The following is a 22,314-nucleotide window of genomic DNA, read 5'->3' as shown; positions in this document are numbered from 1 at the left end:
AAAGAGTGATCAACCAAACGTAAAGGCATATGCCGAAACACCCGGATCGAGAAACTCGATGCTGAAGGTCCGGTCCGTAACGCCGCCGTTCTGGCGTACCAATTGATACAAGCGCTGCTCGGTCACGCTGCCGCTGCCATCGGGCGCCACATCCGTACCGTGGGCATCGCCCGGGGCTTTCCCGTCAATCAGCACCTTGAATCGCACCGGCTTGCCATCAGCACCCGGCCCCAACACCAGATGCAAGTCACGAGCGTGAAAGCGGTAAACAATGCGACTGGACGGTGCGCTTGCAGTCGCGCGCTCCGAACCGACATTCCACTGACCGTCCAGACTCCAGTCGTTGAGCGCCAATTGCGACGGAGGGCTGTAGGCCGACACCTTGTCTGGCACCAGGCTGGTTTCAGGGACGAAACGCTCCGCTCGCTGGAAGCCGAGATAGGTTTCGGGCGATTGCACTTCGTTCATGTCGGGGGCGAGTTGGACACCCTTGGCGTCGACATTGATCAGGCCATCGGCCACCTTCGCGGTGCCCGCTTCACGCAGCAGTTGCTGGATCACTCGCTCCGATTCGGCGTACTCGCCTTCGCCAAAGTGGTGATAACGAATGCGCCCCTGAGCGTCGGCAAAATAGTGAGCCGGCCAGTATTGGTTATTGAAGGCACGCCAGACCTTGTACTCGTTATCGATGGCCACCGGGTAGTTGATGCCCAGGTCCTTCATGGCTTTGGTGACATTACCTACGTCCCGTTCGAACGCAAATTCGGGTGCATGGACACCGATCACAACCAATCCCTGGTCGCGGTACTTTTCGGCCCAGGCCTTCACATAGGGGAGTGAGCGCAGGCAGTTGATGCAGGAGTAAGTCCAGAAATCCACGAGCACGACCTTGCCTTTCAAATCCTGCGCGCTCAGTGGTGGCGAGTTGAGCCATTGCACCGCGCCGTCCAGTGATGGAAGGTTGCCTTCAATCGGCAGTGCGCCCGGCGCTGTGACAGCCGCTTTCATCGCACCGCCGGGGTCTCGCGCCATCATCGCTCCGCTGGCGCTGGGTGACTTACCGGCCAAGCGCGCCACCAGGGCCTGCTCGATACCGCCGGTGGATGCGGTCGAAATCCGCGCCAGAATCCCGGTGTCCAGTCCCAGGGCAATCGCCACCACACCGGCCAGCATCGCGCCTCCCAAACCTCGACGCACCCATTCGCCTGCGCCAATCGAGCGCTTCATCGCCGCGAAGACTTTACCGCCCAGCAACAACGCCATGGCGAGAGACGTTGCGGCACCCGCGGCGTACGCCAACAGCAACAACGTGGTCGCAATACTTGCCCCTTGCAACGCCGCACCAGTCAGTACCAACCCCAGAATCGGCCCGGCGCACGGCGCCCACAACAGGCCCGTGGCGACACCGATCAGGAGCGAAGCGCCGGGGCGCGGCCGGGCATCGGCACCCGCCGCTTCCGACAGCCGACTGCCCGCCGCCACCAGTGGCCGTGTCAATCGCTCGGCCACTCGCGGGAGCAACAGCGTCAGCCCGAACAGTGCGACGAACAACAAGGCGAGCCAGCGACCGTACTGGTTGAGCTGCACCACCCAACTACCGCCCACCGCTGCTAACGAGGCAACCAGCGCGAAGGTCAGCGCCATCCCTGCCAGCAGTGGCAAGCCACTCTTCATGAACGGCTGCCCGGTGCGGGCGAAGACAAACGGCAGTACCGGCAGAATGCACGGGCTGACAATCGTCAGCACACCACCGAGATAAGCGAGGACCAGAAGCCACATAACATCGACCTGCATAAAAAGTGGAAAAAAAGATCAAGCCGCCTGGGGCTTGAAGGTCAGCGCAAGACCGTTCATGCAATAACGCAGACCGGTGGGCTTTGGCCCGTCATCGAAGACATGCCCCAGATGACCGCCGCAACGTCGACAGTGAACTTCTTCGCGTAACACGCCGAATGACCGGTCCTGACGGGTCGCCACTGCATTCTCCAGCGGTGCCCAGAAGCTGGGCCAACCGGTGCGACTGTCAAACTTGGTCGCGGAGGAAAATAGAGGCAGAGCGCATCCGGCACAGGCGAACGTGCCGTCCCGGTGCTCGTTGTTCAGCGGGCTGCTGTAAGCCCGTTCGGTACCCTCTTCACGCAGGATTTCGTACTGCTCGGCGCTCAGCATCGCGCGCCATTCACTGTCGCTGTGGACCACCTCGAAAGCCTCCGCCGCACTGGCTTCAGTGACCAGCGCAAAACTCGCGGCAAATTTTGGCAATACACCGATCGCCAGGGCTGCAACCCCCAGCCCGCCGCTCGCTACAAGAAACTTCCGCCGTGAAAACATGGTCTTCTCCGAAAAATCCAGGTGCCTGACATGGAACACAGCCTAGGCTTGGGTTGATCGCCAAATCCTCACGAGGAGTTAAACAATTCGTGATAACTCAGGCCCCGGAAAACCCGCACAATGCGCTCATTGCGCTGAAGGATTGAGCTTTGATGGAACAGACCAAACGCGTCCTCGTGGTCGAGGACGACCTGCATATCGCCGACCTTATCTGCCTGCATCTACGCGATGAGCAGTTCGAGGTGGTGCATTGCGCCGATGGCGATGAAGGCATGCGACTGCTGCAGCAAGGAAGCTGGGACGCACTGATCCTCGACCTGATGCTGCCAGGTGTCGACGGCCTCGAAATTTGCCGCCGCGCCCGCGCCATGGCTCGTTACACGCCGATCATCATCACCAGCGCGCGCTCCAGCGAAATGCACCGGATTCTCGGGCTCGAACTCGGGGCCGACGACTACCTGGCCAAACCTTTTTCCATGCTCGAGCTGGTCGCCCGGGTCAAAGCGCTGCTGCGACGTGTCGACGCCATGGCCCGCAACCTGAAAATGGATGCCGGGAGCCTGATCACGGACGGCCTCTCCATCGACCCGATTACCCGCGACGTGTCCCTCGACGGTCGCCGTCTTGATCTCACTCCACGGGAGTTCGACCTTTTGTATTTCTTCGCCCGTCAACCCGGCAAGGTGTTCTCGCGCATGGACCTGCTCAACGCCGTGTGGGGTTACAGCCATGAAGGCTACGAGCACACGGTCAATACCCACATCAACCGCCTGCGGGCGAAAATCGAGACCGATCCGGCACAACCGGCGCGCATCCTCACGGTATGGGGTCGTGGCTATAAATTCGCGGCCAGGGAGGATCAGTCATGAGGCTGACCCTGACTCAACGCCTGTCTCTGGTGTTCGCCGTGCTATTGCTGGTGTGCTGCGGGACGTCGGCGTGGATGCAGGTGCGCTCCAACCAGATGCATGAACTGGAAGTGGTGCAGGGACTGTCGCGCGATCTTGCTCAGCACATCGCCCGTGACACCGTGCTGATGGACGCCAATGGCCTGATGCCCGATGCCGTGCGCGAGTTGTTCAGCCAGCTGATGCTGGTCAACCCCAGTGTCGAGGTCTATCTGCTGGACACCGAGGGCAAGGTTGTCGGCAGCGCGGCGCCCGAAGGCCGGATACGTCGGGAGCGGGTCGACCTGGCGCCGATCCAGCGTTTGCTCAAGGGCGATGCCCTGCCGATTCTCGGCGACGATCCACGCAACGCCGAGGGTCACAAGGTATTCAGCGCTGCGCCACTAACGGTCAATGGCAAGCCGGCAGGCTATCTCTACGTGGTGTTGCTGGGCGAAGCGCACGATCGCCTGGCCGAACGCGGTGCAACCAGCGCGGCCCTCAATACGGCGCTGCTGTCCATCGGGTTGGTGGCGCTGCTGTGTCTGATTGCCGGTCTCACGGCGTTTGCCCTGATCACCCGCCCGCTGAGGCGGTTGACCGACACCGTCAGCCAGTTCGACATTGACGGTGTCCCGATCACACCGCCCCCGTCTGCCCCCGTGGAGAAAGCTGCCAGCCACGATGAAATTGCCGTACTCGATGCGGCCTTCCGGCAGATGCAGGCACGCCTCAGCGAACAATGGCGTTCCTTGACCCGCCAGGACCAGGAGCGCCGCGAATTGGTGGCGAACATCTCCCACGACCTGCGAACACCTTTGGCCTCGCTGCACGGTTATCTGGAGACACTGTCGCTCAAGGACGCCACGTTGTCTGCCGTCGACCGTCGTCGCTATCTGGGCATTGCCCTGGATCAAAGCCGCAAGGTCGGTGGCCTGGCGCAATCGCTGCTGGAACTGGTGCGGCTGGAACACGGCTTCGTGCAACCGGTGCTGGAGCGCTTCTCCCTGACCGATCTGGTGCAGGACATCTTCCAGAAATTCGAACTCACCGCCGAAGCGCGCCAGGCCGAACTGAAAGCCACCTTCGCATCCAACGTTTCGTCGGCCTGCGCTGACCTTGGATTGATCGAGCGAGTACTCACCAACCTGTTCGACAACGCCCTGCGCCATACCCCCCAAGGTGGAGAGATCGAACTCAGCCTGCGTCCGCAAGGACCTTTCGTTGAAGTCACCGTCAGCGACACCGGCCCCGGCATCGCCACCGAACTGCGCGACGGTCTGTTCCTGCGCCCCTTCAATATTGGCGGCGCACGGCGCGATGGCGGGCTGGGTTTGCGGATCGTGCACAGGATCCTGCAATTGCACGGTCGCGAGATCCAGCTGATTGATCTTCCTGGACGCGGCGCGACCTTTCGCTTCTCGCTACCGGTGGATGAGCAAACGGCAGAGCAATGGGCTGTTCGGTCAATGAATCTGAATTCGCTGGGGAATCCGTGACAACGCAGCGCAGGTCCAATAGATTAGGCGGCCTGAAAAGGCCCCGTGCTTTCTCGCCTCAACCCAAGTTAAAAGAAGTAGTGAAATTTCAATGTCCGATTCCAATACCGCTGAATCCGTAGTCACCTTGTCGTCCAAAGCGGAATACGAAAACTCCATCAATCTTTCACAGCATGTGCCCCAGGCCAAGACCATCAGCGAGATGGTCCTGGACGCTTTCCAGTCCACCCGGGAAAGCGACCAGATCCGCGAGCTGCGCGCCGCGATTCGCCAGGCTCACGACCGCTTCGACGACGACACAGCCTACGAACTGATGGGCGAACTCAAGCAACTCAAGGACGCCGAGGCAGCCGACATTGCGGCCCTGGAAGACCTGAGCAGCAAGTTCCCGATCAGCCGCATCCTTTCCAGCTTCAAGGACGATCCTGCCTTTCAGGAAATCGTCTACGGTCTGGCGCTGAAGGTGCTGAACCAGACTCATCAGGCCATCAGCAACCCAACCAGCGGCAAGAGCAAAACTGCACGGGTCAAGAAAGAAGTCGAAGTGTTCACCATCAGCAAGGACGGCATAAGCGTCACGCTGCCGCTGCGCACCCCGCGATCGCGACTGAACGTTGACCGTGAAGCCCTGGAATTCCTGGGCTTCACCTTCGTCGGCGAAGGCGATGACGCGGAGCTGGAAAGCGAAACGTTCCTGGACAATGCCGGGGCCGAACAAGCGGTTAACCGCAAAAACATCATCACCGCACTTCAGCAGCAAAGCGCATTCGATGGCTACAGCATCGCCGCGCAGTAATACGATCTGGCAGCGGCGCGTCGAGCGCCACTCCCCCAGAAGCCCCGCCCTAGAGCGGGGCTTTTTATTGCCCGTGATTCCATAAAAAACTCGACGCTCTTGTCTATCGTCGTTGCCAACAGCGAGACAGTTGCAAAGTGCCACCCCCTTCGGCAATCAATGTCCAAAGCCACCCATGCCGCGGTGATTCGATACCAGAAAAACACGTTCCCTAACCCTTCAGCACCACGGGTCCGCCTGCAGGGATCGTCAACTCACTTTCCAGCCCAAGACCTCAGTGGTGCAATTGCTGAGGTCATCATGAACACGCCTCCCCTTTACCGGCAGTTAGCCAACCATTACCTCGACGCCATCCGCACCGGAACCTTGAAAACCGGTGAACGGTTTCCCTCCATTCGGCTGATGATGGAAAAGCACGCCGTCAGCCTGTCGACCGCGGTGCAGGTTTGCCGGGAACTCGAGGACTATGGTGTTCTGGAAGCGCGCCCACGTTCGGGCAACTACATTCGTCAGCCCGACACATTGCCCAAGTCCGTGCCGATCGCACCTCCTGAGCCGTTGGACACAGGGACTTACGTCGGGATTCACGAACAGGTTTCCTGGGTGCTCAAAGCGAGTCAACGCGCGACGATCAAGGTCAATTTCGCCAGTGCCTACTGTGCGCCGGAACTCTATCCGTTGAAGACCCTGCAGGACCACATGATCAAGGCGCTGCGCCACGATCAGCATTTGCTTGGCGCGGCAGGTTCAACCTGCGGTAACAGCGCGCTGCGCAACATCCTTGCCCGACGGGCGCTGACCGCTAACGCCAACCTGGCAGCGGAGCGGATTGTGATCACCAATGGCGCGACCGAAGCGATCAACCTGGCCCTGCGCGCGGTCACCCAACCCGGTGACACGGTGGCCGTGGAGTCGCCAACCTTTTACGGGCTGCTGCAAATTCTCGAAAGCCTGAACCTGCGCGTGCTGGAAGTCCCGGCAACGGCCCACGGAGGAATCAGTCTGGTAGCTCTCGAGCAATTGCTGCGAAGCCCCGAACAGATTCAAGCGTTGATCGTCATCCCCAACCTGCAAAATCCGTTGGGCAGCATCATGTCCGACGCCAACAAGGCGCGGCTGGTGCAACTGTGCGCCGAGCACAATACGGTGCTGATCGAAGACGACACCTATGGCGACCTGGTGGATAGCGAGCAGCCGTTGTCGATGCTCAAACACTGGGACCGTACCGACAACGTTATTTATTGCGCCTCACTGAACAAAACCCTCGCGCCAGGCATGCGCCTGGGCTGGATCAGTGCGGGGAAATGGCACGATCGCGTGGAAATGCTCAAACACACCCAGTCCCGCGGTTGCGAAGCGTTGTCGCAGCTGGCGGTCAGCGCGTTCATGAAGACACCGTCCTACGAACGTTACCTACGTCGCTTGAGGAAAACGCTGACTCAACAACGCCAGCAGATGAGCACAGCAATCACTCGCTATTTCCCACCGGGCACCCGCATAACCAACCCTCAGGGCGGTACGTTGTTATGGGTGGAACTGCCTCGCCACCATTCGTCCATGGCGTTTTTTCATGAGGCGTTGAAGGTCGGCATCCAGATTTCGCCTGGGGATATCTTTTCCAATGCCAATCGCTTCGACCACTTTGTGCGAATTGGCTGCGGAGCGCCGTATTCACCGCGAATTGAAGAGGCCCTGGCGACCCTCGGCCAACTGCTGAAAAACCAGGAATAAACAATTCCTATGGGAGCGGGCTTGCTCGCGAAGGCGGTGAGTCAGGCAGTATCTTTATTGACTGGACGGCCGCTTTCGCGAGCAAGCCCGCTCCACAGGGGTGAGTCGTCAAGCCGGGTTTTGGTGCAGGCAAATGATGTGGGGATCATCATTCCAATGCGGGAAACGTTCGGCGATTAGGGGATCATGGCCAGGAATCACGTGGTCTTCGCTGTCGGCCAAGCGATCGATTTCGATGAACGCCTCAAGCGTCTGCGCCAGGTCATCCAGTATCGGAAACGGACTGCGTTGACGAATGTTCGCCCACAAATGCGCAGCGTCCGAGGCCAGTACAATCCACCCGCGCGCGGTATTCACCCGCACCACCTGGCTACCCGGCGTATGCCCGCCTACCGGGTGCAGCGTCACGCCGGGAAGCACCTCAGCCATGCCGGTGTGCAAACGCATCCGCCCTTCGAACAGCGGCGGCAATGCCGACATCACGTCCTCGACCTCGTAGGTTTTGTTCACCGTGCGATGGGCCATTTTCGGTCCGGTACAGAAGCGCAGCTCCGCTTCCTGCAAATGCACCGTCGCCTTCGGAAACAATCCCAGGTTGCCAGCGTGATCCCAGTGCAAATGCGTAAGGATCAAGTTCTCGACCTGCGCCGGATCGATGTCCAGTTGACGTAGGGATTCTTCCGGCAAGCGATACATCTGACGATTGCGCCGATCCGCCGTGGCCGGTTGAAAACAGGTGTCGACCACCACCACATGCTGATCATTGCGAATGACCCAGAAGTAGTAGTCCAGCGGCATCGATGCATTCGGATCACCGCAGCACGCGTCGTACAGAAAATTCTCCCTGGCGGTGCGCTGGGCATTGGCGCCGACACGGATGGCGAATACTTCGTACACAGGAACGGACATGGACACCTCCTGGCTCAGGCCGCTGCGGTAGTTTTGAGGGTCGGACGGAAGTCGAAATCGATCTCGTCGCTGATGCCCAGATCCTGCGCCAGCCGATGCAGGCCACTGTAGTCGCGCATGATCGTCGCGTTTTTGTTGCTCTCCCGGGTGTCGGCGATGATCAGTGCGGCATCCTCGATTCCCAGCTGCGTGAGAATCGCCTCCCACATCGAGTAGTCCTGGGCCACAAAGGCACTCAGCGCCACCGACAACGTGCGTGCGAAAAACGCCCGCTGGATCGGCTGCATGTTCGCGTACATGACCTTCGCCACTTCGGCGAGCACCTTGCTGTGGGCATATTCGTCACGGTTATGCAGTTCAGCCACGCGGCGGTTCTGCGGCTGAATGCTTTGGTCGTCCGCCAGCAGATCCAGATAAGCGTTGACGCTGATCTCGGCCACCACCGCAAAGGTGATCGCCGCCAAGTCCCGCTGCCATTGCTCGGGCAATTCTTCGCGCAGCGCGGCCAGACGCAGGTAAGTGACCGACGGCGGCAAATCCAGATCCTGATCGAGCGCCCGTTCGACCTTGGTTCGTTCGATGGCCCGCAGGTGCATGAGCGTGTGGTAGTGCTCATCGATCAACGTTTGCTGCATGGCCTCGCGAAAATGCCAGTCGTCCTTGCCCAGGTATTGATTGGCGATGACGCTCAGCGCCGGGTTCACGACGTGTTCTTCCGCGGTCACGGTGCGCAGGTTGTAGCCGATCCAGCCCCAGGTCACCACGGTGCTTTTAAGCTCATCGCTCAGGACCTGGAATTTCGGGTGATGGAAAAATGGCACCATGCACTCCGGATAATCCGGGCGCGCCGGATCGAATGCTTCGCTGACGCCGACCTTGTCCGGCGCACAGACGGTGGCCCGCTTGGTCCACGCCTGATTCAGGCGTATCACCAGTTGATGATCGACCTTGGCGATCTCGATTGCTGTTTGCATGACGCGATACCTGTAGGACGCGTACCCGCTACGGGGTACGCCGATGGAATAATGGGCGACGGATGAATCAGGCCAGCCAGTAGCGGGTCAGGTTTCGCGCCGGGTCAGTGTATCGACTGCGGGCGTGGATCATTCGCCAGTTGTCCCAAATCAGCATGTACCCGTCGGGAATCAGCACCGGCGTGTGGTGCTGCACAAAATACGCTTCGCCCAGCACTGCAAACCTGGCCAGTGGCGACGAGCTGTTGGCGACCTGCGATTGCTGCAGATCCTCCTTGGATGGATTCACATCGCCGTAGTGAAACTGGTTGTAGCTGAAGCGGAAAATGTCCCCGGCCTCTGTAGGCGTCAGGATGTATTCCTTGACCCGGCGTTGCGCGGCTTCGCCGGGTTTGGCGGTGGCGACGAACTCCACAGGGGTGTCATCGAGCCATTCGCGCAGTTCCGGTTCACTGCACTCGAGGGACTTCAAAAATTCGTATCCATCCACCAGCCCCGTATGCCCGCCCCCACAGGTGGCTTGATGATGACAATGCAACGCCAGGTAGCGCGGCGGCGGTCCATACACCGGCGCCTCGGTATGCGGGCCGATACCGTTCATGCTCTGGGAATACGGCAAGTCTTCGTACCCCGGCTTGCGGGTGATGGCAAAAGCCGTCTGCCCATTGAACTGCGGAATAACCGGACCGAACTCGTGCAGCGTTCCTACAACATCATCAGCGAATTCGTCCGGTGTCAGTACCGTCCAGCCACGGGCCGACAACTCTTCATGACGATGGCCCAGTGAAATGTAAGGTGCAGACGCAACAATCCCTTGATCTGTCATGGTGATATTCCTGGCTGTTTATCAGGCGTTTACGGTTGAGGTGTAAGCGGCAATGAATTCCCGGCAGGCGCTGCTCGGTCGATAGCGATGTTCATCAATGCTCTGCACGGGTGTGATTTCGGCAGCGGTGCCGGTAAGAAAACACTCGTCGAAGTCGCCAAGCTCCGTAGGAACAATGGTTCGCTCGACCACCTGGTAATCCAGCGCCTCGGCCAGTTCGATAACGGTCTGACGGGTGATACCGTTGAGAAAGCAATCCGGCAGCGGCGTGTGCAGTGTCCGGCCCTTGACGAAGAACACGTTGGCGCTGGTGGCTTCGGCGACGTTGCCGCGCCAGTCGAGCATCAGGGCATCGTGATAGCCGTTGTTTTCCGCGTCGTGCTTGCTCAACGTGGCGATCTGGTAGTGCCCGGACGCCTTGGCTTCGAAGGGGCTGCAGTTCGGGGGCGGACGACGCCACTCGGCGGTCTTCAATCGAATGCCGGCCATGTGCCCTGCCGGGTCGAAATAGCTCGGCCATTGCCAGCAGGCAATCGCCACGTGGACGCTGTTGAAACGGGCCGAGGTGGAAATCATTTCACTGCCGCGCCAGGCCACCGGCCGCAGGTAACCGTTGACGATGTTGTTGCGGTGTAGCAGTTCGTGGCTGGCCGCTTCCAGCTCATCCAGTTCATAGGGAATGGCAAAGTCCATCAACTGCGCCGAGCGATACAAGCGCTCGCTGTGTTCACGCAATTTGAAAATCTTGCCGTTGTAGACCCGCTCCCCTTCATACACCGTGCTCGCGTAATGCAGGCCGTGGGTCAGCACATGCAGCCGCGCCTGGGACCACTCGACGAACTCGCCGTCGAGCCAGATAAATCCTTCGCGTTGATCAAACGGAATGCCACTCATATCCCTATCTCCTGATGAATTTTCCTACGCCGTTTCGAGCAGGACCGGTATCAATTCGAGTGCGGCTGCAGGCTCGGTCTGAAAGAAAAATGCTCGCTCACCAAAGGCCGGGCGTAACTGGTCGAACCAGGTCGCGAGCGGATCGAAGCGCGCATAGAACGTGCGCAACACCCATTGCGGGTCGCGGGCCTGGAGGAACTGCAACACGAAGACTTTTTCCCCGGCGACGGTTTCGATGCCGTTGATCAACACCTTGCCGTAGAAGGTGCTCATGGACGGACCGCGAACCGTGCGCGCCAATCCGGAGACCGTGCGGTAGGCCGCCTGAAAGATCTCGAACGCCCGCGCCAATGGCATCGCGAAGTAATGGCTGGGGCCGGTATCGCGCTCGACGAACATGTAATAAGGCACCGCCCCCAGGCGCACGCCTTCGGTCCACAGCGCCGCCCAGTCAGCGGGGTTTTCGTTGATATACCGAATCACCGGCGCCTGCATGCGCAAGGTCGCACCGGTAGAGCGAATGCGTTCAACCGCCTGGCGGGCGATGGCCTGATGAATCTCCACCGGGTGGTTGTAGTGGCCCATGATCGACAGGTTTTTCCCCGCGGCGATGATCCGTTTAAACAGTTCCAGCAGCTCGGGCGCGTCCTTGTCGGTGACAAACCGTTGCGGCCAATACGCCACGGATTTGGTGCCGATGCGGATGTTTTTCAGGTGGGGCAGTTCCAGCAGCGGCTCGATGTACCCGGCCAGCGAGCGAGTGTTCATGATCATCGGATCGCCGCCGGTGATCAGCACGTCAGTCACTTCGCTGTGCACCCGCAGGTAACTCACCAGCTCCTGGGATTCACGCGCGTTGAACTTGAGCTCTTCCTCACCGATGAACTGCGCCCAGCGAAAACAGAAGGTGCAATAGGCGTGACACGTCTGACCGGCACCGGGGAAAAACAGTACGGTCTCGCGGTACTTATGCTGAATGCCCGGGAGGACTTTTCCGTCGAGGGTCACGCCGTTGTGTGTCAGTTGCCCGGCCGGATGAGGGTTCATGCGCCGCCAGATCGCCTCGATCCGCCGCTTGATGCCAACAGCGTCATCCTGGTCGATCAGCTGCTTGAGCGAGGCGTACTCGTCCGGCAGCAACATGTCCCTATGGGGAAAGGTCATGCGGAAAATCGGATCGTCCGGGATGTTGTTCCAGTCGATCAGTGTTCCAAGGACATATTCATTGGTGCGAAACGGCATGACCCGGGCGACGACGGTCATGGCTTCCTTCAACGCTGGCGTGAGTTTGTGCCAGTACGGAGTCTCGCGGATGGTGCGTGAGTTATAGGGTTTGTATTTTTCCTGCTCCGACATTCCCTGCATGGCAGCGCTCCTGGTGATTGCCTGGCGGTCGTTACTGGATGGCGGGCGTTGCGCGCTCTATATCCATCCACGCCCGAACGCTGTCGCGATCCCATTGGCGACGGACATACGCCGCAAGCCGGGGCGGAACTTGATCACCATTGGCGACCAGTCGGTTGAGCATGATCGCCAGGTCGGTGTCGGCAATGCTCCAGTCACCGAACAGGTGATCAGCGCCCTTTTCCAGCAACCGATCAGCGACGAAGAACAATCGGTCGACAGCCGCCAGGGCTTCCTCGGACAGCGGGTTGTCTTTCTTGCCGAAGTAAATGAGATCCGCCGGGCGCTCTTTGCGAATCACCAGCAGATCGCTGCGTAGCCAGGCCTGGAGTTGACGGGCGCGTGCCCGTTGCTTGATATCAAGCGGCAGCAGTCGTTTGTGGCCGGGAGCGAGTTCATCCAGATATTCGGCGATGGCCGAAGATTCCGACAGGGCAAACTCTTCGTGCACTAACGTGGGAATTTTGCAGGTAAGCGACAGATCACGATAAGCCTTCAAATAGTTATCGCGACCTTTCAAATTTACAGTCACACACTCAAATGAAAGTTGTTTTTCCTTTAGCGCCACAAATGCCGACATTGCAAAAGCACTTACAAAATCTGCGCCGACATACAGTTTCAGCTTCGTACTTTCCATAGAACGCTCCCTTGCATTAACCACAATAATCCGTTGCATGGAGGCGATCGTAGTAAGTTGATCAAGCGCTGAACAGATACAGAAATTATCTGTTTATATCGATACAGAAAGTTTGAAAACGCAGTTCACCAGGAGGGTCCGGAAGGGGGCGACAGAAAAGAAAAAGGGAGTCAGCGAACGCGGACTCCCTGGTGTTTTGCGCAGAGGAAATTGTGGCGGGCGGGTGATCAGGCCTGGCTGTCGGCAGAATTGGAGAGCAGCGCCATTTGCGGCATGTTGCTCATGTTCAGCATGGCCAGCGGCTCAGTGGTGCTGGTGTTGACGAAGCCGTGTTGGGTCCAGGCCGGCACCAGCAGCACGTCGCCGGGGCTGACGTTCACTTCATCGGCATCACCCAGGGTCAACGCGCCGCTGCCGGACTGAATGATGAACAGGTGCCACCACGCATGGGCATGGCCATTCAGCGCCGTTCCCGGTTTCAACCATTGCATGGACACCGCCATCCCTGGCGTCAACTTACAACCTCCGATGCTTGAATCATGGGCCAGCGCGACAATATCGACTTCGCTGGCCTCGAGGCTGCGACGCATGTTTGTAAGCTCATCACCCTTCCACACCCGTGCACTGAGCGACGGTTGGTGCAAACTCTGGCGAAAGTCTTTATATGAAAAAAACGCACCTTGAATGTTATTCATCCGCGAGTTCCAACTTATTTGTCGACTTGGATGGCCGAACCTTAGGCCAACAAGTAAGCACTGTAAAGCTGAACAACCCACACTTATAACGCTGAAGGCCGCAGCGCCGCTATCATATCCACTTCAATAGCGGCATTTTTCGGAAGTTGATAAACCCCGATGGTCGTTCGGGTATGTTTACCGGCATCTCCGAGCACATGGCTGAATACATCCGACGCGCCGTTGGCCACTTCACTGAGATCAACAAAGTCCGCCGTGGATTTCACATAGACCGTTACCCGTATCAGGGACTTTATTTTATCCAGCGAACCAATGGCATCGACGATCAGCGCCAGCCCGCGCATTGCGCTGATACTGGCGGCCGTTTGAGCATCTGCCAGGCTCAGTTCCAGCCCAACTCGGCCGGGGTACTGAATCTTGCCGTTCATGCGCGGCACCATGCCGCTGATGTACAACTCATCATGATGCCGGATCAGCGGAGCGTAATGCCCGCCGGCGGTGTTCTCGCCATAGATGTCATAGCCAAGCTCTTTGGCCAGCTCGATGAAACGCTCATCACAGGTCATGTGCACACTCATTTACCGAACCCTCTAGATCAATACTGCAAAAAACATCAATCCCGATGACTCAACCCACGGCCCTTTCAGGCAGTGCCAGGCTGGTGATCCCGATCCTTGACTCGATGGCCTCGGCCAGACGCAACAGGTCGTTGCTGAGCTGCCCGTAGTGTTCGTTGAACAAAACGATATGGCCGATGAACGAGGTGTTGTCTTGCACCAGTGCCGTGACCGAATCACTGAGGCGCTTGGCGTACACCGCTTCTACCAGCTCGATGTTCAGTTCCCGGGCCAGAGACTGAATGTCCGGCACGTAGCGCAAAAGGCCACCGGCCGGTGCGCGAAGCAGGCGAATGCCGCAATAGCCTCGGGCGACGGGGTCGTGATGATCAGTCTTGCCCTCTACCGCCCATCTGACCCAGCGCTCCCACGGATCGAAATTGACGAATGCCAGGCGCGCCAGGTCCCAGATGTGCATGCCGCCGGGACGCATGTTGGTTTCCACCGCCGAGGTCAGTCCGTCGGTGCGCATGAACACCTCATTGTGATAAGCGCCGTTATCCAGCGAAACCAACCCGGACATGTGTCGGCCGGCCGCCGCCAATCGAGCCTGCACATCAGCCGCCAGCGGTGCCGGTACCACTTGCTGGATTTCCGCGCGATAGGCGCCCTCGGTGGTGGTTTTCTCGGTGACCCAGGTGCTGCCGGCGACGTAATCCCAGCTGTATTCCCGAGCGTTCTGGATCAACTCTTCGAGCACAATCCCGCCTTCGCGGTAAGGCTTGAGTGCCCGCCAGGCCTCGTCACATTCGGACGGGTGATGGATGACCCGACAACCTCTGCTCGCCCCTTCGCAGGCGGGTTTGATGAACGCTTTGCCGCCCAGTTCGACGACCTTCTGGCGCAATTCGGCCAGGCTCTCGATGCGGGCGGAAATCACCGGGCGGTAATCCTGCGGCGAAGTGCTGGCGTCGGCTTCCAGCTTGCGAAAAATCTGCTTGTCCAGCCCCGCTCGCGCCTCGCCCGGCGTGATGCCAGGCAAGCCGTAGTGGGTCGCCAGCGCCGCGCCGAGCATCACGCCGCGGTCGGAAAACGGCAGAACGCCGATAAGCTTCCAGCGATCGGCATCCAGGCACCCCGCCACCAGTTCGAGGGAACTCGCCACGTCCTCCACCGCCAGTGAAGTGCTGCAGACGTGATCGGCCACTTGATCGTCATAGGGCTGAATCTGCTCGACCAGCAGGATCAGCCGGGCGTTGTAGAGCTTTCTGCAGAGCTGACGCAGCTTCTGGATATCGTGAACCCGATTACCGTTGTACCCGACCACTACCACGCAAGACGTCGTATTCATGACACACCCGACCTGTGAAGAAAAAAACGGAACCGCGATGACTCAGTCGTGCAGTGACGCGTTGGATTTTCGGTTGAGCCAGTACCAGGCCAGGATCCCGCCTGCACCGATGGCCGCCAGCAGCAGGGCGTTCCAGGGCGGCGGCGCGACCCGCATGATCAGCACCGTCAGCCCGGCGCCGACACCCAGGGACACTTCCTTGACGAACATGTTGTTCTGCTTGACCGAGAAGTAATCGAGGTAGCTGAACGCACATTCGGCGATGGAGAGCAGTGCCACCCAGATCAACGCGCCGACGAGGGTGTCGACGCGGAAAGCGGCCGGAGACGAGAGCACCGCAAAACCGCCGATGATGATCCCGATCACCGCGAGCACCTTGAAGCGTCCGGTGCGCTCGATCAGTTTCATCACCGGCACTTGGGCGAACACCACTACGGCGCTGTTGAGGATCAGCATCAAGCCATACCAGGCCGGCAGTTCACCGGTCTTGAGCAGGATCGCCTGGGGCAGGATCGAGAACACGCCGAACAGCTTGATCCCCATGATGACCCCGGCGATCACCCACGGCAGTTTGTTGCGCCAGCCGCTGCCGTCATGGCTGGCCGGGCGGGCAACCGCCGGTTGCGTGGTGAACGTCGCGCCCATGGCGATCGGCAGGCACAGCAGGACGAAACTCGCGGCGCCGAGGAAAAACATGGTTGGGGTCAGCAGCGGCGACAGCAGGATCAGCCCCGCCAGCAGGCTGCCCATGTTCATCGCCACCCGGTTGTAGGCCGCGCCTTCCTTGGTCTGGGCCGCTTCGCTCTTGATCAGGTAACCGGCAATCGCAATGCCGTAGGCAAACAGCGCGGCGGCGAACATCACCATGCCCTGGTTGCTGGTGACCGCCAGCAATACAAGCCCGAGGGCTGCGCACAGCAGCGTGACGCTCAGGGAGCGACGGCCGAGCACCAGCAAAGTCAGGGGCAGCAGTAACAACAAGGCCCGATAACCGAGGGCGAGAATACTGTTGGTGGCGGTGTCGAGCCAGACGTTGGCCTTGCCCAGCACCGCGAACAGCGACACGGCGGTAATGATCCGGATCGTGAACAGGCGAACGTTGATCACCGGTTTGGCGATGGCGACCGTTGTTTCGACACTCATGCAACACCTCTGGAACCAAGCGATTGCCAGGGCCACAGGCGCCGACAATCAGGAAAGTCTATAAGGTGATGGTAGAGACGCGGACTTGTTCTGATCAGAGCAAGTTCGTATAGAATCAAACGAACTTTACTGCCGGAGCGACCAGTAAAATGCAGGTTCAACGCGCAGTCATCGCCGCTATCGAATTCCAGCCCGGCGTGCCGCTGGTCCAGCAGATCGTCGATCAGTTGTCGGTAGCGATCAACCAGGGCGGCCTGCCCCACGGCTCCAGGCTGCCGCCGATTCGCGAGCTCTCCGACTTGATGAACGTGGGCAAGTCCACGGTGGTCGATGCCCTGGACCGCTTGCGGGCCAAGGGGCTGGTGGTTTCACGCCAGGGTTCGGGGCATTACGTGCACCGAACCAGCACCTCGACCCAGACCGATGCCGGCCCGGACCTGCAGCCTCAAGACACCCTCAGCGTGGTCCGCCGCGCGGTGCTCCTGGACAATGGCGCGCTGCGCCCTGGCGCCGGTTTCCTGCCTTCCTCGTGGCTGCCGGCTGACGAGTTGCTTAAAGCCGTGCGCGGCACTCTGCGCGCAACCTCCCTGCGCATGGGCGAATACGGCGTCGCCAGTGGTTACCTGCCGCTGCGCGAGGCGTTGCGGGTCAAACTGTCGACCCACGGCATCGAAGTGCCGGTGGACCAGATCATCACCACGGCCAACACCGTGCAGGCCATCGACATGCTGATGCGCCTGCTGGTCAAACCTGGCGACACCGTACTGCTCGACGATCCGTGCTACTTCACCATGCACACCAATCTGGCCTTGCATGGTGCCAAGGTCATCACCATCCACCGGGGCAGTGACGGCATGGACCTGGAGGCACTCGAGCAATTGCTGATTGCCCATCGCCCCGTTGTCTACATGACCAACAGTACCCTGCACAACCCGACCGGGCATTCGTTCTCCCCGGCGCAGGTTTATCGCTTGCTGGAGTTGAGCCACCGCTATGGTTTCCACATCGTCGAAGACGACTTGTATTGCGACCTTCAGCAACGAAGCACGCCACGCCTGGCGGCGGGCGGGTTGGACAACGTCAGTTATGTGTCCGGTTTCTCCAAGACCCTGACAGCAAATAGCCGCGTCAGCTACGCGGTACTGTCACCACAACTGGCGGCGCGGCTGGTTGCGCTCAAAATGGCCGCCGGTGGCATGACCTCGGAACTGGCGGAGCAGATCATCTGCACGATGCTCAGTGATGGCAGCTATGCCAAACATACCCGGCGCACGGTGGATCGGCTTTACGAGTCGAGCAGCCGGGTGACCAGTTGGCTGGTGGAAGCAGGTTGCTCAGTGTCATCGCTACCCCATGAAGGGTTGTTTATCTGGACGCGATTGCCCGAAGGGCTGCATGCCGAAACGCTGGCGAGGAAAGGTCTGGAAAACGACCTTGTGCTCGCTCCCGGCACCCTCCTCAGCAAAGCGCCGGACGCCAGTCACTTTCTGCGTTTCAACGTGGCGCACAGCGATAACAGCCAGGTGCGGGAGCGGTTCTTTCGGTTGCTCGGCAGCTAAGCAACTCGGTCATCGCGTTTTTCCGGTTACACCGCGGTGCAGCCTTCGCGAGCAAGCCCGCTCCCACATTAGCTCGGCGTCGATCTCAAGAGTGGTGGCAACGCCGATCCAGTGTGGGAGCGGGCTTGCTCGCGAACGGGGCAACTCGGTCCGCCAGAAATCGCCCAATAAAAAGCCCCGCACTTCTCTCGAAGGCGGGGCTTTTCAATGCAGCGTCTGAAGCTTAAGGCGCGTAAGTCAGCAACAACTCACTCGGCACCTTGAAATCCAGCGACATCATCACGCTCAACGCGGTAATGGTGAAGATCGAGAACACGAACAGCTTGCGTGCCCAGACCGTGTCATCCACTGCCTTGTAGCCGGTCCAGGCCATGTACAGCCAGTACATGCCCATGGCCGCGGCGACGGCGAGGTAGCTCATGCCGGCGTAGCCGCTGAAGGTCAGCATCAAGGTCGCGATGAGGAACGCCAGGATGTAGATCAGGATGTGCTTCTTCGCCACTTGAATCCCGCGCTTCACCGGCAGCACCGGAATCGATGCGGCCAGGTAATCGTTGAAGCGGAAGATCGCGATGGCATAGGAATGCGGCATCTGCCACAGGCTGAACATCACCAGCAGCGTCAGTGCGGCCATGTCGAAGCTGTTGGTCACAGCCACATAACCAATCACCGGAGGCATGGCGCCCGACAGACTGCCCACCAGCGTGCCGTGAACCGACTTGCGCTTGAGGTACAGGCTGTAGAAGCCGACGTAGATGACAAAGCCGATCACTGCGAACAGCGCGGCCAACGGGTTGGCCACCTTGTACAACAGTGCAACGCCGACAACACCAAGGACGGTCGCAAAAGCCAGGGCCAGTTTCAGGGAGATCAAGCCCTGGACCAGCACCCGGTTCTTGGTGCGCTCCATCTTCAGGTCGATGTCGCGGTCGATGCAGTTGTTGAACACGCAACCGGAGGCCACCACCAGGGACGTGCCGATCATCGCCGCCAGGAAGATGGCCAGATCGACATGCCCTTTCGAGGCCAGGAAAAATCCGCCCGCCACAGAAAGCACGTTACCGAAAATGATCCCCGGTTTGGTGATTTGGATAAAGTGCTTTAAGGACATTCGGACTTTCCTCAGTGCGCCATCATGTTGGTGTGGATGCTGAACATGATCCACAGCGACAGGCCGACCAACAGAACGATCACAAGCGCAGCGAAGACAAACGCGATCACGTTGTTACGCTGGGCGGCGGAGCGGTCCAGGTGGAGGAAGTACACCAGGTGAACGAACACCTGGATCACGGCGAAGACCAGTACGATCCACAGGGTCAGGGCTTTCGGCAGCGACGGGTACATCACCAGGCCGAAAGGAATGACCGTCAGGATCACCGACAGGATGAAGCCGATAGCGTAGGACTTGACGCTGCCGTGGCCGGCGTCGTGACCATCGTGGGAGTGCGTGTTAGCCATTTACATAGTCCCCATCAGATAAACAACGGTGAATACGCAGATCCACACCACGTCCAGGAAGTGCCAGAACAGGCTCAGGCAGCTCAGGCGAGTCTTGTTGGTCGCCGTCAGGCCGTTTTTCTGCACCTGGTACATCATGATCGCCATCCAGATCAGACCGCTGGTCACGTGCAGACCGTGGGTGCCGACCAGGGTGAAGAACCCGGACAGGAAGCCGCTGCGGCTAGGGCCGTAGCCTTCGGAGATCAGCACGTGGAACTCGTTGATCTCCATGCCGATAAAGCCGGCGCCCAGCAGGAAGGTCATGCCCAGCCAGCCGAGTACAGCCTTCTTGTTGCCCTTGAACAACGCCAGCATGGCGAAGCCGTAGGTGATCGAGCTGAACAGCAGCAAGGCGGTTTCGCCCAGCACGTATGGCAGTTCGAAAATGTCGGCGCCCGACGGGCCACCCGCTACGTTGTTAACCAGTACCGCGTACACCGCGAAGATCGACGCAAACAGAATGCAGTCGGTCATCAGGTAGAGCCAGAAACCGAATACGGTCATCTCGCCCGAGTCGTGGTGATGGTCATCGTGCCCATGTCCATCGACATGGGTGTGTCCAGCATTGGTCACTAAGTTCGACATGGTTTAAGCCTGTTCCAACGAGGTTTCAACACGGGTGGCGGTGGCTGGGACTTTCCCGGCCGCTACCAGACGTTTGTGCTGCTCGGCTTCGATGCGCTCGATGACATCCACCGGCACCATGTAGCCCTGATCGTCACGGGCAGCATGGATCGTGAAATACACCACGGTGCCAACCAGACCGACGATGGCCAACCACCAGATGTGCCAGATCATCGCGAAACCGAACACGGTCAACAGAGCACCCATGACCACGCCGGTCGCGGTGTTGTTTGGCATGTGGATCGGCTCGTAACGGGCTGGAGCCTTGTACGCGGTACCGTCTTCCTTGGCCTCGGTGAACGGGTCGATGCAGTCGGCTTTCGGCAACACGGCAAAGTTGTAGAACGGTGGTGGCGACGAGGTCGACCATTCCAGCGTATGGGCATTCCACGGGTCACCGTGTTCGCACATGTTTTCTGGTTTGTTGCGATCACGCACGCTGACGTACAACTGGATCAGCTGGCAGGCGATACCGACGGCGATCATCACCGCACCGAACATGGCGACGTACAGGTACGGCACCCACTCAGGGTTGGTGGTGGCGTTCAGACGACGGGTCATGCCCATGAAGCCCAGGACATAGAGCGGCATGAACGCGACGAAGAAGCCGGTGATCCAGAACCAGAATGCTGCCTTGCCCCAACCTTCGTGCAGCTTGAAGCCGAACGCTTTAGGGAAGTAGAAGGCGAAGCCGGCGATGTAACCGAATACTGCGCCGCCGATGATCACGTTGTGGAAGTGCGCGATCACGAACAGGCTGTTGTGCAGTACGAAGTCAGCACCCGGGATGGCCAGCAGTACGCCGGTCATGCCGCCGATGGCGAAGGTCACCATGAAGCCCAGGGTCCAGAGAACCTGGCTGGTGAAACGCAGACGACCTTGATAAATAGTGAACAGCCAGTTGAATAGCTTCACCCCCGTCGGGATCGAAATCAGCATCGTCGCCAGACCGAAGAAGGCGTTGACGCTGGCACCCGAACCCATGGTGAAGAAGTGGTGCAGCCAGACCATGAAGCCCAGGATCGAGATCGCGCCGCTGGCGTAGATCATCGAGTGGTGGCCGAACAGTTTCTTGCCGGAGAAGGTCGAGATGACTTCGGAGAAGATCCCGAACGCCGGCAAAATCAGGATGTACACCTCGGGGTGACCCCAGGCCCAGAACAGGTTGACGTACATCATTGGATTGCCACCAAGTTCATTGGTGAAAATGTGGAAATCCATGTAACGGTCAAGCGTCAGCAACGCCAGGGTAGCGGTCAGGATCGGGAACGAAGCCACGATCAGGACGTTGGCCCAGGTGCAGGTCCAGGTGAAGATCGGCATGTCCATCAGCTTCATGCCCGGGGTACGCATTTTCAGCACGGTGGCCAAGAAGTTGACCCCCGTCAGCGTCGTACCTAGTCCGGATAGCTGTAGCGCCCAGATGTAGTAATCCATCCCCACGCCCGGACTGTATTGCAGGCCCGACAGCGGTGGATAGGCAACCCAGCCGGTCTTGGCGAATTCGCCAACGCCCAGGGACAGGTTGATCAGCACCACGCCGGATACCAGCAGCCAGAAGCTCAGGGAGTTCAGGAACGGGTAGGCCACGTCACGCGCACCGATCTGCAGCGGCACTGCAAGGTTCATCAGGCCGGTGAAGAATGGCATCGCCATGAAGATGATCATGATCACACCGTGAGCGGTGAAGATCTGGTCATAGTGTTCAGGTGGCAGGTAGCCAGGCGAACCCTCGGTGGCCATGGCCAACTGGGTACGCATCATGATGGCGTCGGCAAAACCGCGCAGCAGCATGACCATGGCGACGATGATGTACATCACGCCGATTTTCTTGTGGTCGACGGAGGTCAGCCACTCGGTCCACAGGTAGGTCCACTTCTTGAAGTAGGTGATTGCAGCGAACAGCGCCAGACCACCGAGCGCGATCATGGCGATGGTTATCATCACGATCGGTTCGTGGAACGGGACCGCTTCCCAACTTAATTTACCAAACATCG

Annotated in this window: 21 protein-coding genes; 5 read left to right on the top strand and 16 right to left on the bottom strand. The window is 59.4% G+C overall.

All coding sequences use genetic code 11. The annotated features are described in order from the left end of the window. Window positions 1–9 precede the first annotated feature (9 nt). The gene (locus tag ACA055_RS04760; RefSeq protein ID WP_497682589.1) at window positions 10–1,779 is read right to left on the bottom strand and encodes a cytochrome c biogenesis protein DipZ; all 1,770 of its coding nucleotides are present in this window, start codon (window positions 1,777–1,779) and stop codon (window positions 10–12) included. A gap of 33 nt (window positions 1,780–1,812) precedes the next feature. Continuing rightward, the gene (gene msrB, locus ACA055_RS04755) at window positions 1,813–2,331 is read right to left on the bottom strand and encodes a peptide-methionine (R)-S-oxide reductase MsrB (RefSeq protein WP_497682588.1); all 519 of its coding nucleotides are present in this window, start codon (window positions 2,329–2,331) and stop codon (window positions 1,813–1,815) included. A 152-nt stretch (window positions 2,332–2,483) separates the two neighbouring features. Here msrB and ACA055_RS04750 point away from each other — a divergent pair, with 152 nt between their 5' ends. The 4 genes from ACA055_RS04750 (at window position 2,484) to ACA055_RS04735 (ending at window position 7,244) form a co-directional block, all read left to right on the top strand. Beyond that, window positions 2,484–3,200, top strand: a complete 717-nt coding sequence (locus ACA055_RS04750; RefSeq protein ID WP_497682587.1) for a response regulator transcription factor — start codon at window positions 2,484–2,486, stop codon at window positions 3,198–3,200. Next, window positions 3,197–4,717: a sensor histidine kinase gene (locus ACA055_RS04745; RefSeq protein ID WP_497682586.1), complete on the top strand. Its 1,521-nt coding sequence runs from the start codon at window positions 3,197–3,199 to the stop codon at window positions 4,715–4,717. Before ACA055_RS04750 ends, ACA055_RS04745 begins: the two co-directional genes overlap by 4 nt. A gap of 91 nt (window positions 4,718–4,808) precedes the next feature. After that, window positions 4,809–5,513 carry a hypothetical protein gene (locus ACA055_RS04740; RefSeq protein WP_497682585.1) on the top strand — a complete coding sequence of 235 codons (705 nt, stop codon included), beginning with the start codon at window positions 4,809–4,811 and terminating at the stop codon, window positions 5,511–5,513. Window positions 5,514–5,813: 300 nt separating this feature from the next. Beyond that, window positions 5,814–7,244: an aminotransferase-like domain-containing protein gene (locus tag ACA055_RS04735; protein WP_497682584.1), complete on the top strand. Its 1,431-nt coding sequence runs from the start codon at window positions 5,814–5,816 to the stop codon at window positions 7,242–7,244. Window positions 7,245–7,352: 108 nt separating this feature from the next. Here ACA055_RS04735 and ACA055_RS04730 read toward each other — a convergent pair whose 3' ends face one another. The 10 genes from ACA055_RS04730 to ACA055_RS04685 form a co-directional block, all read right to left on the bottom strand. Continuing rightward, the gene (locus tag ACA055_RS04730) at window positions 7,353–8,153 is read right to left on the bottom strand and encodes an N-acyl homoserine lactonase family protein (protein WP_497682583.1); all 801 of its coding nucleotides are present in this window, start codon (window positions 8,151–8,153) and stop codon (window positions 7,353–7,355) included. A 14-nt stretch (window positions 8,154–8,167) separates the two neighbouring features. After that, on the bottom strand, window positions 8,168–9,127 hold the full coding sequence (locus tag ACA055_RS04725; RefSeq protein ID WP_497682582.1) for a diiron oxygenase: 960 nt from the start codon (window positions 9,125–9,127) through the stop codon (window positions 8,168–8,170). A gap of 67 nt (window positions 9,128–9,194) precedes the next feature. Next, window positions 9,195–9,953, bottom strand: coding sequence for a TauD/TfdA family dioxygenase (locus tag ACA055_RS04720; protein WP_497682581.1), 759 nt, complete (start codon window positions 9,951–9,953; stop codon window positions 9,195–9,197). A gap of 21 nt (window positions 9,954–9,974) precedes the next feature. Continuing rightward, window positions 9,975–10,847 (bottom strand): branched-chain amino acid aminotransferase, encoded by an 873-nt coding sequence (locus ACA055_RS04715; protein WP_497682580.1) that lies wholly within the window; start codon window positions 10,845–10,847, stop codon window positions 9,975–9,977. A gap of 24 nt (window positions 10,848–10,871) precedes the next feature. Then, a complete protein-coding gene (locus ACA055_RS04710) occupies window positions 10,872–12,212 on the bottom strand; it encodes a KamA family radical SAM protein (RefSeq protein WP_497682579.1) in 1,341 nt (446 codons plus the stop codon). Window positions 12,213–12,243: 31 nt separating this feature from the next. Then, on the bottom strand, window positions 12,244–12,888 hold the full coding sequence (yfcF, locus tag ACA055_RS04705; protein WP_497682578.1) for a glutathione transferase: 645 nt from the start codon (window positions 12,886–12,888) through the stop codon (window positions 12,244–12,246). Window positions 12,889–13,115: 227 nt separating this feature from the next. Continuing rightward, a complete protein-coding gene (locus ACA055_RS04700; RefSeq protein WP_497682577.1) occupies window positions 13,116–13,583 on the bottom strand; it encodes a cupin domain-containing protein in 468 nt (155 codons plus the stop codon). A gap of 83 nt (window positions 13,584–13,666) precedes the next feature. Continuing rightward, window positions 13,667–14,161, bottom strand: coding sequence for a RidA family protein (locus ACA055_RS04695; protein ID WP_497682576.1), 495 nt, complete (start codon window positions 14,159–14,161; stop codon window positions 13,667–13,669). Between the two features lie 49 nt (window positions 14,162–14,210). Continuing rightward, a complete protein-coding gene (locus ACA055_RS04690) occupies window positions 14,211–15,491 on the bottom strand; it encodes an ATP-grasp domain-containing protein (RefSeq protein ID WP_497682575.1) in 1,281 nt (426 codons plus the stop codon). 42 nt (window positions 15,492–15,533) lie between these two features. Next, the gene (locus tag ACA055_RS04685) at window positions 15,534–16,634 is read right to left on the bottom strand and encodes an MFS transporter (protein WP_497682574.1); all 1,101 of its coding nucleotides are present in this window, start codon (window positions 16,632–16,634) and stop codon (window positions 15,534–15,536) included. Between the two features lie 149 nt (window positions 16,635–16,783). On the opposite strand from ACA055_RS04685, the gene ACA055_RS04680 reads away from it, so the two are divergent. Further along, entirely contained in the window at window positions 16,784–18,193 is a 1,410-nt protein-coding gene (locus tag ACA055_RS04680) for an aminotransferase-like domain-containing protein (RefSeq protein ID WP_497682573.1), read from the top strand. A gap of 223 nt (window positions 18,194–18,416) precedes the next feature. On the opposite strand, the gene cyoE is transcribed toward ACA055_RS04680, so the two are convergent. From cyoE to cyoB, 4 genes are read right to left on the bottom strand one after another with little or no spacing between them, the layout of a single operon-like run. Beyond that, complete coding sequence (gene cyoE / locus ACA055_RS04675; protein WP_497682572.1) at window positions 18,417–19,304, bottom strand: heme o synthase; 888 nt, start codon at window positions 19,302–19,304, stop codon at window positions 18,417–18,419. Window positions 19,305–19,315: 11 nt separating this feature from the next. Further along, on the bottom strand, window positions 19,316–19,651 hold the full coding sequence (gene cyoD / locus ACA055_RS04670; RefSeq protein WP_497682571.1) for a cytochrome o ubiquinol oxidase subunit IV: 336 nt from the start codon (window positions 19,649–19,651) through the stop codon (window positions 19,316–19,318). Next, entirely contained in the window at window positions 19,652–20,278 is a 627-nt protein-coding gene (locus ACA055_RS04665) for a cytochrome o ubiquinol oxidase subunit III (RefSeq protein WP_497682570.1), read from the bottom strand. Between the two features lie 3 nt (window positions 20,279–20,281). Next, entirely contained in the window at window positions 20,282–22,312 is a 2,031-nt protein-coding gene (gene cyoB / locus ACA055_RS04660) for a cytochrome o ubiquinol oxidase subunit I (RefSeq protein ID WP_497682569.1), read from the bottom strand. Window positions 22,313–22,314 lie beyond the last annotated feature (2 nt).

The sequence above is a fragment of the Pseudomonas sp. LBUM1657 genome, from assembly GCF_059716075.1.
The sequence above is the reverse complement of the archived record's forward strand: the minus strand, read 5'-3'. Positions and strand labels throughout refer to the sequence as shown.

What these genes read in the sequence shown, in the direction of transcription:
- ACA055_RS04750 (WP_497682587.1), top strand. Translation starts at nt 2,484, where the DNA reads ATGGAACAGACCAAACGCGTCCTCGTGGTCGAGGACGACCTGCATATC.
- ACA055_RS04735 (WP_497682584.1), top strand. Translation starts at nt 5,814, where the DNA reads ATGAACACGCCTCCCCTTTACCGGCAGTTAGCCAACCATTACCTCGAC.
- ACA055_RS04760 (WP_497682589.1), bottom strand. Translation starts at nt 1,779, where the DNA reads ATGTGGCTTCTGGTCCTCGCTTATCTCGGTGGTGTGCTGACGATTGTC.
- ACA055_RS04740 (WP_497682585.1), top strand. Translation starts at nt 4,809, where the DNA reads ATGTCCGATTCCAATACCGCTGAATCCGTAGTCACCTTGTCGTCCAAA.
- ACA055_RS04720 (WP_497682581.1), bottom strand. Translation starts at nt 9,953, where the DNA reads ATGACAGATCAAGGGATTGTTGCGTCTGCACCTTACATTTCACTGGGC.
- ACA055_RS04695 (WP_497682576.1), bottom strand. Translation starts at nt 14,161, where the DNA reads ATGAGTGTGCACATGACCTGTGATGAGCGTTTCATCGAGCTGGCCAAA.
- ACA055_RS04690 (WP_497682575.1), bottom strand. Translation starts at nt 15,491, where the DNA reads ATGAATACGACGTCTTGCGTGGTAGTGGTCGGGTACAACGGTAATCGG.
- ACA055_RS04665 (WP_497682570.1), bottom strand. Translation starts at nt 20,278, where the DNA reads ATGTCGAACTTAGTGACCAATGCTGGACACACCCATGTCGATGGACAT.
- ACA055_RS04730 (WP_497682583.1), bottom strand. Translation starts at nt 8,153, where the DNA reads ATGTCCGTTCCTGTGTACGAAGTATTCGCCATCCGTGTCGGCGCCAAT.
- ACA055_RS04710 (WP_497682579.1), bottom strand. Translation starts at nt 12,212, where the DNA reads ATGCAGGGAATGTCGGAGCAGGAAAAATACAAACCCTATAACTCACGC.
- cyoB (WP_497682569.1), bottom strand. Translation starts at nt 22,312, where the DNA reads ATGTTTGGTAAATTAAGTTGGGAAGCGGTCCCGTTCCACGAACCGATC.
- cyoD (WP_497682571.1), bottom strand. Translation starts at nt 19,651, where the DNA reads ATGGCTAACACGCACTCCCACGATGGTCACGACGCCGGCCACGGCAGC.
- msrB (WP_497682588.1), bottom strand. Translation starts at nt 2,331, where the DNA reads ATGTTTTCACGGCGGAAGTTTCTTGTAGCGAGCGGCGGGCTGGGGGTT.
- ACA055_RS04680 (WP_497682573.1), top strand. Translation starts at nt 16,784, where the DNA reads ATGCAGGTTCAACGCGCAGTCATCGCCGCTATCGAATTCCAGCCCGGC.
- ACA055_RS04715 (WP_497682580.1), bottom strand. Translation starts at nt 10,847, where the DNA reads ATGAGTGGCATTCCGTTTGATCAACGCGAAGGATTTATCTGGCTCGAC.
- yfcF (WP_497682578.1), bottom strand. Translation starts at nt 12,888, where the DNA reads ATGGAAAGTACGAAGCTGAAACTGTATGTCGGCGCAGATTTTGTAAGT.
- ACA055_RS04685 (WP_497682574.1), bottom strand. Translation starts at nt 16,634, where the DNA reads ATGAGTGTCGAAACAACGGTCGCCATCGCCAAACCGGTGATCAACGTT.
- ACA055_RS04745 (WP_497682586.1), top strand. Translation starts at nt 3,197, where the DNA reads ATGAGGCTGACCCTGACTCAACGCCTGTCTCTGGTGTTCGCCGTGCTA.
- cyoE (WP_497682572.1), bottom strand. Translation starts at nt 19,304, where the DNA reads ATGTCCTTAAAGCACTTTATCCAAATCACCAAACCGGGGATCATTTTC.
- ACA055_RS04700 (WP_497682577.1), bottom strand. Translation starts at nt 13,583, where the DNA reads ATGAATAACATTCAAGGTGCGTTTTTTTCATATAAAGACTTTCGCCAG.
- ACA055_RS04725 (WP_497682582.1), bottom strand. Translation starts at nt 9,127, where the DNA reads ATGCAAACAGCAATCGAGATCGCCAAGGTCGATCATCAACTGGTGATA.